Source organism: Legionella norrlandica, assembly GCF_000770585.1.
Taxonomy (GTDB): domain Bacteria; phylum Pseudomonadota; class Gammaproteobacteria; order Legionellales; family Legionellaceae; genus Legionella; species Legionella norrlandica.
The window spans coordinates 64,674-75,980 of the sequence record NZ_JNCF01000011.1 but is presented as its reverse complement, the minus strand read 5'-3'; the positions used below and the strand labels follow the sequence as shown (position 1 = coordinate 75,980).

Here is an 11,307-nt window from a genome sequence, read left to right as displayed (position 1 = left end):
GGCTATTCTCTTCGTTCTTTGCTTCCACTTCTACGTCTTGTCCCTTCTCTTTAATTGATTTTAATACCTCTTTAAACGTATTCTTAAAAGCCTTAAAAGAACTTTCTCTTTTGAGGTTTGCAGAAGGGGGGGGATTTGAATTGTCAATAGTTCTCTCAATTTGTACTTTTGTAGTAGAGAGCGCCAATGCATTATGAATAAGGCTGATTAATTTGTTAAAAAGATTGGTTTTTGGTTGCGGGTCATCAGGAAGTTTCTGCAACTTCTTATCAAGCGTTGCAATTTTATTCTCAGCTGATATTTTAGGGTTAATCAATACTGCTTTTAAATCTCTGGCAATTTTCACTTCATGTTCTGGTGGATTGGTTCCTAAAAATTCATCAACTTTAGCAATGATCTTGTTAATTTTGCTTAAATTCTGTTGATGTTCAACATATTGCTCGAAATTTCCTTCGAATGGAGGTACTTTAGCTGATTCTTTAATCCATGGAAAAGGTTTGCCGGGATTTTCGTTGACTAAGTTATTATATTCGCCTTTAAGTCTATTTAGCTGTTTTTGATCGTTGTTTCGTACCGCTTCTTGAATGTTAACTTGTAATTCCATCACCTGAGCTGCATAAGCCATTTGGGTTATGTTTTGAGTTGCATAGTTCTCTAATGCCTTAAAAATATCGTCTATATTATCCTTATCAATCTTGTTATTTGATACATGTTCGGCTATTCGATGAAAAGAACGAATTATTTGTTGTCTATCCAAATGATTGTTAGCTCTAAGAATCTCATTGACCTCTTCTTTAACTTCTCTAATTGCATCTTCAATCTTAGCAGCCCCCCCTCTGAATTAGACAAATCTTTTAGTGCTTGCGCCATTTCTTTTGATGGGATTAAGCCAGGGTAATCACGCCATAACTTGGCTTGGCCACCATCTACCGTTGGACGATTAAAGAAATCAATAATATTATTATCATGGAATTTCCGGCCACCAGCGATTGGAAAACGCATTAAATCTTTGAAGGCATGACCATAGTCAATACGGCCAATTCTCACCCCACGCCCATCTTGCATCACCATCATATTGCCAGGATTAACATCATGATCACCAACTAAAGCGGATAGAGCAATCGCTTGAGCTAATTCATTTTTGAAGTCAGGGTTCCGGTCTATGCCAAATTGTAATTTTTCGGGATTATTATCTTGACCTGAAACCAGCTTAACATGCTTTCCTTTAGGTCGATTTTCTTGAAAATAATCATCAAGAGAACTAATTTTATCACCCTTTAGATATTTAGAAGCGATAGCCAAATTTGGACTCTTCGAATCAGTTACAAAATCCACTTGAGGAACTCGTGGGCGGTCTCGTTCTTTATCAAATTTCCTAGCAATACGTGCCGCTAAAACTTCACCAAAATTTTCATTATCAGCGAAATCAGATTTTAATTTTCTTTTCAAAGAGTTTTTTGAGATTGGAGGCTTATATTGATAGTTTTCACCATTCATTTCTACTCGCGTACTACCCGTTTTGCCTCCGACAGACACCTGCTTCCCAAAATCAATCTGAGTACTTCTAATTGTTGACATCTATATACCTTTTGACAAGTCATATGAGTATTATAGTCAAAATCAGTTCGATTTGATTGAAAAATGATATTTCAGGGCGCTGTTTGTTCAGATCAAAACCACTGCAGGGGGCTCCATCTGGATTAAAGGGCACTTAAAATTGCCGATTAATGAATCCAGATCCGCAACTCTTCGTTCATGTAACGCCGACAAAGCGATTGAATCGGCAAGACTGGCTCTGGTTAGCAAGAACCGCCAACCATGAGATCTCTCTACGCCCCAGCGCAAGACTCCAAAATCAAGACCTAATGACGACGAAGAGGAATCAAACAACTCACCTTTATTAGTAAGCCAATTATACAATTGTAAGGACCGTTGGAATTCTTTTTTATCAAATGTCGGAGTAGGGTCAAATGCCTCTTTAGGACACAATAATGTTGCCGCACATAAAGCGGCAATAAAGTTTGTAATAGTCCGACTATTGTACACCAAAATTCTTGGCATTCATTAGTATTCCATTGCTCGTAATGGTCTGCATAATATTGCAGGGCATTAATGGCATTAAGTCAAAGTGCTTTTCATTGCTAATGATTAAGGTGTCATTGGTGTCTTCTTTGAACTGATAGTTCAAGTATTTACGAATAACCTCATCCTCTGTGTCGGACAAAAAAATTTAACCAATTTGTGTAAGCTGACATAGCCTGCTTTGCAAACAGGCTTACTTTTGAATTATGGTTTTTATCAAGGTGTCATTTTGAAAGGAGATGGGTTAAATATTTCTTGCTCTTCATCCTTTTCAATTTGATCTTCTTTAGCAGAAGGAGAAGGTTTAGGTTCTATTGAAGGTGGGTTTGAAACAAAATTTTGATCTTTCCTGGCTTCATCCTTTTCTTGTGCTGTGGGCACTAAATTGTTTGCTAACCGTTGGATAAATGCATCGTATAGGGCTAATTTGGGCATGTTAATATGAAGAGAAAGTATATTTCCTTCCTCATCTTGATTTATTTGCATACAATCAGCGGAAAGATGATTTTCTTCCTTAAACTTATTAAATTCTTTTATAATTGTTTCCAAGAACTTTTTTAAGTTTTCTCTTTGTTCTTCGGTTAATACATTAGGCTCACAAAGCAATTTAATTGTAAGAGCCATTGATTCGCGTTCATTATTAATCTGCAATAGTCCTTTGTTGATCAACTCCGCAATTACTTCTGTATTAAAATTTTTTTCATCTAAAGACCCGAAATCAAACTCGCCTATCAATTGATCAGCAGTCTCAATTACTTTTCGTGGTTTAGTCAGAGAGGTATCTTCCTCAGGACTAATTTTTTCCTCAGAGATCTTACTATAGATAGCACTATCATCTTCGCTGCCACCAACACCTCCTCCATGCCCAGAACAAAGGCGCTTAGGTGCGATTTCTTTAAAACAAACCCGACAGCGTACTTTTGCTGATTCTTCAGCAGCCTCTTTTTTTTCTGCTTCCTTTTTAAATAGTTGTAAAGCTAATGCTGTAGAAGAAGTTTTGGGTTCATCTGCTGTCATAGATTCAGGAACAGACGGATGTTTTTCTTTGGTTTTTTTCATGAGAATACTCCAGTGCAAGCTCATAATGATTTAATTCGAATAAAGATTTACTTATCTGTTATTATACTGGGTTAAGAAAAATCAATTGTATGTAAAATGTACAATAATTGGGTTGGTCGTTTTTTAACTTAAAACACCGCTCATTTCTCTCCATGTATTCAGCGATTAGCTATAATTATATCGAGTTTAAACAGACTAATTGTATACAAAATGCGCATAAGAGCCGTGTGTTGGTTTACATCCTTATATCGGTGTAATACTTAATTGAAGCATCATTTAGACCGAAATGGTTTGGATAGTTTAAAAGGATTGCAGAACGAATGAAAGATAAATCAATATTGCTTGTAGAAGATAACGTTAAGTTAGCAAATTACCTCAAAGAAAGCCTGGTGGAAGCAGGTTATGATGTTTCTATTGAAAAACGTGGTGATAGAGCGGTCTATTGCATTATTCGTGAGCAACCTTGTCTGGTAATATTAGATATAATGCTTCCTGGCATGAATGGAGATCAAATATGCCATACCATTAGAGAGGAGTATTTAGGGAAAATACTTATGTTAACAGCTGTTAATGATATAGAAAGTGAAGTATCCTCTTTAAACTTAGGAGCAGATGACTACCTAACTAAACTTGTTGCAGACGAAGTTTTAAAAGCAAGAATAGAAGCTTTGTTACGCCGACCTAATTTAGTTAATAATCAAAATCAATTTCAATTTGGCAATTTTTCTATCAATTTTAGTACTAAGAGTGTTTATCTCTTTGATGAAGAAATTTCAATAAGTAGCAGTGACTTTGAAGTTCTTTCTTTATTGGTTAAGAATCATGATAGAGTACTTAGTAGAGACAGCATTATGTATGCTCTTTCTGGATACGAATATGATGGGGTTGATAGAGGTATCGATTTAAAAATATCACGTTTAAGAAAAGTATTGAATGATAATAGTAAAAAACCTTATCGTATAAAAACAATCCATAAAAAAGGGTATGTATTTGTATCTGAGGCTTGGAAATAAACACAGACCAACAGTAGCCAATTTTATGTAAGACTTGCAAAAAAGCTCAATCTCTTTGCTAAAAAATTCTTGTGCCTCGATCTGGGACTTTTCATAAGTCCTGTTATGAGAGCTTCACCAAGTTTATAATTCGTACAATTTATATACATTTAAGCGGAGTGTTCTTGATAAAATCAATCTATTATCATGAAGTAATATTGTGGAGTTGAGCTATGAAAGATGCAGCAATAGAAATCTTAATATATAAACCAGATCCAGAACATCCAGTGCCTGAAGAGCAAAGAGGTGTGGTGGTAAACCCTCACCTAAGACAACGGTTTACTCAATTTGTCCCAATTGGCGTTTATTTAGAAGATTCCGATTTGAGGTATTATTTTTTCGATCAGTGTGATAAATCCCCCCAAATCTATAATAGCTTGGATGCACTCAAAGCAGACTTACCAAAGGGATCAGACAATACAACACTATTCGAAAAAAAACCGAAATTATTTATTATAGGGCATGGAAATGGTGGCTATTATGGTTTAGGTAATTGTCATGGCCCAAGTGAGCATTTATATGGTGACAATTTTGATAAGCTATTATCGAGCTTTAAACAAGCATTACCCAAACATCAGGACGAAGTTTTTGTGACTTTAGAAGGCTGTAATACAGACAGTCAGCTTGATGCTGCAGCGAACCAACAGGAAAAAACATTTTTAGAAAGAGTATCAGTGAAGCATCCGGAAATCACATTTGGTGGGACTGGACCATGGGATAGCCAAAATGCCCAGACTGGTTTCCGATCACTAACACCAGAAGCCCCTATCACATCAATGGCAGGTAATGTTTGGAAGGCTGGAAACAGTGTTATTTTTTATCATGGTCAATATCAAGTTGCCGTTCGAAAATCTTTATTTGCTTCAACAAAAACGGCTAAAGAATTGAAAATTAACACTATATACTATGCACGTGCTATGTTAGGGAAAGGCCATGAGGAACTAATAGCGAAAATAGCTTTAAATCGAGATATTTTAACAATTCAAGATTTAAAAAAAATGAAGGCTTTTTCAAAATTGCAACTTCAAGAAGAGAATATTTCAAAGTTTGTTGAACAGGAAGAGCAAATTTTAGGACAAGAGCAAGAAAATTATTTAACACGTGTCCGCGATATTTTACATCAAGCAAACCCCATAGAACAATTGACAGATAGAGACGTACTAGAACTTCTCTTAGGTTTAAAAGAACCGTCTGTATTTAAAGGCCATGAAGACTTGCTAGAGTCAATCCTAGCTAATAAGGCCTTGTTACAGCTAGCAATGGTAAGTTGTGGAAAAGTCCTTGTTGGTGGCCCAAGTAATGATAGTGTCATTGATTTATTATTAAAACATGGTGCTGATATTAATAGTGCTGATAAAAAAGGCATGACGGCCTTACACTATGCGGTACAGAATTTTTATAATTATAGAAAAGAGCCGCTACATCTCATTAAAAAGCTATTAGAGTGTGGTGCTAGTCTTGAAGTACAAAATAAGAAAGGGCAGACCCCTATCGAAACAGCGCAAGAACATAGTAAAGATGGAAGGGTGACGGCTAGTGATAAACTTCTAGCCTCTTTGAAATATGGCAATTTACCACCAACTCCATTAGAGCTAAAGCAATCCGTTAAAAAAACATTTCAAATGAGTCGACATAAGGCCGATGAATTACTTTCATTACCTATTGAGAAGCGTGAATATAGCAAATGTAGTGAAGGTACTCTTTATATTCCAGAAGATGCCGTGGAAAAATTGCATGGGGTCTTGCAATCTGCAAAGGGCAATAATGAACTATTATTGGAGTTTGAATCAGAGTTGCGTCAGGTTACCAGCGCTCTTGAAAGAGGCCTTGGAACTGGAGAAGTGATTGGCGATGAAGATGAATTTATCCCTAAACGTTTTGATGATGCAAAACTCAAACTAGCGGCGGTTATGGACGCACTGGTTGAGATGAAACAAGAGGTGGCTACTTCAAAAGATGCTAAAGTTAGAGAAAAATATAGTCCTTCGGACGACTCCAAACTATTATGGAAGCAATAAGAGGGTGTCCAGAAAGGAAAACGTAATTTTATGGTTTCATTCATAAGAATGTCGTGGAAGTATCATTGTGAATCTAGCGCCTTTTAATATCGGTGATTGTGTAGCCATGACGTTTCCTCCATGGAGGTTAACAACTTTCTTAACAATAGCTAATCCTAACCCAATATGCTTATCTCCAATTTCGGCATCTTCGGCAATCGTATATTCAGAAAAAATGTCATCCACACCATCATCCGGCAAGCCTGGGCCATCATCGTCTATGTGAATTAAAATATGACTATCATCCAGAGAAATGGTTAAAGAAATATGACGCACTGCAAATTTCATGGCATTTGTAATCAAATTAGTAACAGCATGTTTTAAAATATTTTCATCGATGTATGCCCTCAAAGAATTTAACTCATTAGCATGAAATGTCATTTCAAATATTGAGGAAGAATAAGGCTCTAATAACTTCTTTAACCATACTATTATATCGGTTTCGGACTTTTTTAATTTTAATTCGCTTGAATGCATTTTTGAGTAAATCAAAAAAGTGCTGACGATGCGATTTATGCCTGCAATGTCTTCTTGTATGCTGTTCACCTGTTTATTGAGTAATACATCTTCTGTATTTTTTCTTTTGATGCTATCTGTTGCCATTTGTATGGTTGACAAAGGAGTTCTAATTTCATGCGCGACAAATCGGCACATTTGTTTATGTGATTCAATCAGTTCTTTTAATCGCTTACCCATGTGGGTGATATTGATATAAAGCCCATACAGAACAGAGGTGGTGCCTATTTTTCGATAAAAGTCAAAGTTCCCTTGACTGAAATTTTTGGTGATTTGATATACCTTCTTCATATTCCTCACAAAAAGCAATGAGAGAAAGGTAATAAGACAAAGGGATAAGAAAAAGAAAGCCACTGTAAAATAATACATTACATCACTGATTCTTGCCGTAATTGGTGGATAGCTAAGCGGGCCAACTTTGAGTATTCCACCACTAAAACCATAATAGAGAATACCAATTTGTGACGTGTTTTCATTTGTTTCAAATACTAGACGTTTTGTTGATAACGAATTAATTAAATTACTTGGTAAGGATTTACTCTTAGTTTCATAAACATGAATTGGGAAGCCATATATTTTTTCTAGCTGTAATAGTTCTTTATTCCACGTATTTTTTGACTTTAACAATAAATGCTCAGTGATTTGTTTTAAAACAGGGTTCATATAATGAAAAATAACTTGGTCTGGATCAGAAAAATAATAAGCTAATGCGAATGAGGTATTACCAATCCTTTTATACGCAGTATGTTGTACAATGACTAAGTTGAGAAATTGATAGGTTGTACCTGATAAGTAAATTATCTTACCATTATTTAATTGGTCATTCTGAGTTGGGGTAAGTTTTAAACTGTCGATTGCTATAATATGAACAACATTATCTGTCTTTTCCTTTATTATGGCATCCCAGTTTGATTTCGGGTTGTTAATTAATTCATTTTCTAAACTAATTAACAATCCTTGTGATGTCGTTTTCCCTGCATTAATAACTATCTCTGTCTCAACTGACTTTAAATAGTTAAAAAATGCCAAAACAAAAATTAAGAAAATTGCAAAGAACGCGGTCAAGATTTTAATATATATATTAAATTTCATTACTATGCACTCTAAGTATCAACAAGCACATGTTTCTTTAAATTTTTAATCATACGCACGAACCTCAAAGGAACATTATTAGGAAGTATAACAACTTCATCAGAAACTGCCTTAAAGACCTATTCATCAGTAAACTATAAGAACCCTTATTGTGTCTGATTTATATCATTTTTAATACCCATAATTTCATTTATGGTTATCCACATTTTCTGTGGATAAGTCTGTTTATAGTCTGTCAAACTTCGTGTAGGATTAGGAGCTAATCCGATGATTCATTCTTTGTACTAAAGGGTTATATGATGAGTGGACTAATAGAAAGAAGTTGAAATGAATCCGATAAGAAAAATCATACATATTGATATGGATTGTTTTTATGCCGCAATCGAAATGCGTGATTTTCCTGAGCTTGCGAATAAACCAATCGGGGTAGGGGGGGAGGCTAATCGAAGAGGAGTTATTGCAACGTGTAATTATGCAGCAAGAGCATTTGGTGTACGTTCAGCCATGCCCACAGCCCACGCATTGAAATTATGCCCTCACCTCATTTTACGCCCTGTACGCATGGAGGTATATCGAAAAGAAAGTCAGTACATTAGAACCTTATTTGAAGAATATACTGATATTATCGAACCATTATCTTTAGATGAGGCCTATCTTGATGTGACAGAGTCTACTAATTGCAAAGGGAGTGCTACGTGGATGGCACAAGAGTTACGAGAGCGAATTTATCAGACAAGACAACTCACTGCGAGTGCTGGAATTGCACCGAACAAGAGCTTGGCAAAAATTGCCAGTGATTGGTATAAACCCAATGGACAAAAGGTAATTAGGCCAGAAGAAGTAAATTTGTTTATGATTAACTTACCTGTACGCAAATTGTTTGGTGTCGGCCCTAAAATGGAAGAAAAACTAAACGCATTGAATATTAAAACATGCGGTGATTTGCAACTTTATTCAATGGATTTTTTATTCAATGAATTTGGTGCCATTGGTCAGCGACTTTATGATTTAGCGCGAGGGGTTGATGAGCGTCCAGTTAATCCTGAACGTATACGAAAATCCATTAGTGTTGAAGAAACTTATTTGCAAGATTTACCGGATGTGGGGGCATGTATTGCTGCTTTACCTGAATTAATGCAGCGTCTTAAAGCCCGAATTCAACGTGCTGGAAAAATTCCTGGGATACATAATCTATTTGTTAAATTAAAATTCAATGATTTTCAGCAAACGACGGTGGAATGTGTGCATGATCATCTCGATTTAAATATTTTATGTCAACTTATACATGAAGGTTTTTTGAGAAAGTGTATGCCTGTCAGATTGTTAGGTATAGGAATCAAATTGAAGCAAGCGCAGATTGATGAAGGCATGCAACTGCCTTTATTTGAATAATCGCAATGAAATTAATTGCAGAAGAACTCAAATGATGGTTGAACCAGCTTGTGCTGCTGGACACAACTTTGGCATTCCACCAAGAATCACAATATGCATCCTGAACGGTTATATATTATGTAAGGACTGTCCTGGTGGTACATCCTATAATGCTCTATCTAACTGAACCTGTACCCCAAACCTACACCAACTATAACAGGGTTAATAGTGGCACGAGTTTTAAGCTGTCCTAATGCTGTATTGACATCAACATTTGACCACATAAAGACCTGTTTAATGTCCACATTCAGTAACCAATTGTTATTTAAAGCTAAATCTGCTCCTATTTGCAATGCGGGCCCTACACTATCACCATAGTGAGTTGACAAAGATAGTGGTCCATTTTTGACATGATAAAAATGGGTGTAATTAATCCCGGCCCCTACATAAGGATTAAATGATTGTTCGGGTAAAAAATGATATTGAAGGGTCAGAGTTGGGGGAAGAACATTAACCTTTCCAAGATCTACAGTTCCTAATACTGTATCTGTCGCTTGAACGGAGTGGCGTGTTGTTGCCAATATTAACTCGAGTGCGACTTGTCTTGTAAAAAAATAACTAAAATCAAGTTCGGGAGCAAATTGGCTACTAATATCAGTCACGCTACCACCAATTAAAGAAATACTGCTGCTGGATGCTTCAGGAATAACATCAATTCCTCGTAACCTAGTAAGCCAATGTGAATCAGCAAATGCCGAAGATAAGTTTAAAGAATAAATGCTCATTAGTAAAAGACCAGTTAGCTTTCTCATTTGTTAATATCCTTGTTTGTTAATTCAAGCTTTCGAATAAAAGTTAAAGACAGTTTTTAATCCTATAGATCGACATACTAGACCACAGAATATTTCGATATTCTTTATTTAAATTTTGCAATCAAGCCAGTTTTTATTAATCAAAAAATCTGTATATAAATTCTCTTCTTCACTTCCAGGATGTGGATGCCAATCGTAAACCCAAGCGGCTTGAGGCGGTAATGACATCAGAATCGATTCAACCCTTCCTCCTGTTTGCAGGCCGAAAGCTGTTCCTCGATCATAAATTAAATTAAATTCAGCATAACGACCTCTTCGATACAGCTGAAAATTTTTCTGTCTTTCTGTATAAAGCATGTTTTTTCGACGAAGAACGATGGGACAATAAGCTTTGGTATATTGATTTCCAACGGCCTTTAAAAAATTAAAACACGTTGCAAATTCCCACACATTAAGGTCATCAAAAAATATTCCTCCAATACCTCGAGGTTCGTTTCTATGTTTTATGTGAAAATAATCATCACACCATTTTTTATAACGCGGATACACATCGTCACCAAAATTATCACAAGCTTCTTTCGCCATAGCGTGCCAATAAACACAATCATCCACGAATCCATAATAAGGCGTTAAATCAAAACCACCCCCAAACCACCAAATAGGTTCCGCATTTTCCTTAGTAGCTATAAAAAATCGAAAATTAGCATGAGACGTGGGCACATATGGATTGATTGGATGGATAACAATCGAAACACCAAGAGCTTCAAATTGATAACCACTAAGTTCAGGCCGTTTTTCTGTGGCTGAAGCAGGTAAATTCTTTCCCCTGACATGCGAAAAATTTACCCCGCCCTTTTCAAATACATCACCATCAGATATCACACAACTTGTTCCATGTCCTAGATTTGGATTCTCCCAATGATCTGATATAAAATTAGCCTTATCATCTATAGCAAGAAATTCATTACAGATTGATTTTTGTAATTCAGCTAGATAGGTTTTAACTTGTGTTATTGGATTCATGATAGCTCTCAATATCCTAAATATTGCTTTATTCGGATTCTATGAGCCAATGAAATTTATTGCCTTGATCTACATCATGGAAAAAATGTGTATTATAAAATGCATTTGCGATTTATAATATGTAATTTAGATCTTTGTACGGTACATTTTTTAAGATTGTCATTGCGGGGAGCGTAGCGACGAGGCGATTCACTACGCTTGCAAAGATGAGGTTCCTGAAAAATCGTACCGTATAGAGAATTT

At 35.9% G+C, this 11,307-nt stretch carries 10 protein-coding genes; 3 read left to right on the top strand and 7 right to left on the bottom strand.

Translation table 11 applies throughout. From position 1 onward, the window contains the following. From OK13_RS04630 to OK13_RS04615, 4 genes are all read right to left on the bottom strand, one after another. On the bottom strand, window positions 1–757 hold a 757-nt coding region (locus OK13_RS04630; protein ID WP_035888145.1), incomplete at its 3' end, for a hypothetical protein. Further along, complete coding sequence (locus OK13_RS04625) at window positions 739–1,578, bottom strand: hypothetical protein (RefSeq protein WP_035888144.1); 840 nt, start codon at window positions 1,576–1,578, stop codon at window positions 739–741. The genes OK13_RS04625 and OK13_RS04630, both read right to left, overlap by 19 nt. 87 nt (window positions 1,579–1,665) lie before the next feature. After that, window positions 1,666–2,061 (bottom strand): hypothetical protein, encoded by a 396-nt coding sequence (locus OK13_RS04620; RefSeq protein WP_035888141.1) that lies wholly within the window; start codon window positions 2,059–2,061, stop codon window positions 1,666–1,668. 237 nt (window positions 2,062–2,298) lie between these two features. Continuing rightward, window positions 2,299–3,141: a hypothetical protein gene (locus tag OK13_RS04615; protein WP_035888139.1), complete on the bottom strand. Its 843-nt coding sequence runs from the start codon at window positions 3,139–3,141 to the stop codon at window positions 2,299–2,301. Between the two features lie 320 nt (window positions 3,142–3,461). Between OK13_RS04615 and OK13_RS04610 the strand changes: the two genes are divergently transcribed. Both OK13_RS04610 and OK13_RS04605 read left to right on the top strand, forming a co-directional pair. Beyond that, the gene (locus OK13_RS04610; protein WP_035888135.1) at window positions 3,462–4,154 is read left to right on the top strand and encodes a response regulator; all 693 of its coding nucleotides are present in this window, start codon (window positions 3,462–3,464) and stop codon (window positions 4,152–4,154) included. 212 nt (window positions 4,155–4,366) lie between these two features. After that, complete coding sequence (locus OK13_RS04605; RefSeq protein WP_052117566.1) at window positions 4,367–6,211, top strand: ankyrin repeat domain-containing protein; 1,845 nt, start codon at window positions 4,367–4,369, stop codon at window positions 6,209–6,211. Between the two features lie 36 nt (window positions 6,212–6,247). Here OK13_RS04605 and OK13_RS04600 read toward each other — a convergent pair whose 3' ends face one another. Continuing rightward, window positions 6,248–7,858: a sensor histidine kinase gene (locus tag OK13_RS04600; protein ID WP_035888133.1), complete on the bottom strand. Its 1,611-nt coding sequence runs from the start codon at window positions 7,856–7,858 to the stop codon at window positions 6,248–6,250. Between the two features lie 327 nt (window positions 7,859–8,185). Here OK13_RS04600 and dinB point away from each other — a divergent pair, with 327 nt between their 5' ends. Continuing rightward, window positions 8,186–9,250 (top strand): DNA polymerase IV, encoded by a 1,065-nt coding sequence (gene dinB / locus OK13_RS04595; protein ID WP_035888131.1) that lies wholly within the window; start codon window positions 8,186–8,188, stop codon window positions 9,248–9,250. 158 nt (window positions 9,251–9,408) lie between these two features. Here dinB and OK13_RS04590 read toward each other — a convergent pair whose 3' ends face one another. Continuing rightward, window positions 9,409–10,041: an OmpW/AlkL family protein gene (locus OK13_RS04590; protein WP_035888128.1), complete on the bottom strand. Its 633-nt coding sequence runs from the start codon at window positions 10,039–10,041 to the stop codon at window positions 9,409–9,411. 108 nt (window positions 10,042–10,149) lie between these two features. Next, entirely contained in the window at window positions 10,150–11,064 is a 915-nt protein-coding gene (hemF, locus tag OK13_RS04585; RefSeq protein WP_152571573.1) for an oxygen-dependent coproporphyrinogen oxidase, read from the bottom strand. Window positions 11,065–11,307 lie beyond the last annotated feature (243 nt).

Bases quoted from the DNA above. Each gene is read 5' to 3' on its own strand.
- OK13_RS04625 (WP_035888144.1), bottom strand. From the start codon at position 1,578: ATGTCAACAATTAGAAGTACTCAGATTGATTTTGGGAAGCAGGTGTCT.
- OK13_RS04620 (WP_035888141.1), bottom strand. From the start codon at position 2,061: ATGCCAAGAATTTTGGTGTACAATAGTCGGACTATTACAAACTTTATT.
- OK13_RS04615 (WP_035888139.1), bottom strand. From the start codon at position 3,141: ATGAAAAAAACCAAAGAAAAACATCCGTCTGTTCCTGAATCTATGACA.
- OK13_RS04610 (WP_035888135.1), top strand. From the start codon at position 3,462: ATGAAAGATAAATCAATATTGCTTGTAGAAGATAACGTTAAGTTAGCA.
- OK13_RS04605 (WP_052117566.1), top strand. From the start codon at position 4,367: ATGAAAGATGCAGCAATAGAAATCTTAATATATAAACCAGATCCAGAA.
- OK13_RS04600 (WP_035888133.1), bottom strand. From the start codon at position 7,858: ATGAAATTTAATATATATATTAAAATCTTGACCGCGTTCTTTGCAATT.
- dinB (WP_035888131.1), top strand. From the start codon at position 8,186: ATGAATCCGATAAGAAAAATCATACATATTGATATGGATTGTTTTTAT.
- OK13_RS04590 (WP_035888128.1), bottom strand. From the start codon at position 10,041: ATGAGAAAGCTAACTGGTCTTTTACTAATGAGCATTTATTCTTTAAAC.
- hemF (WP_152571573.1), bottom strand. From the start codon at position 11,064: ATGAATCCAATAACACAAGTTAAAACCTATCTAGCTGAATTACAAAAA.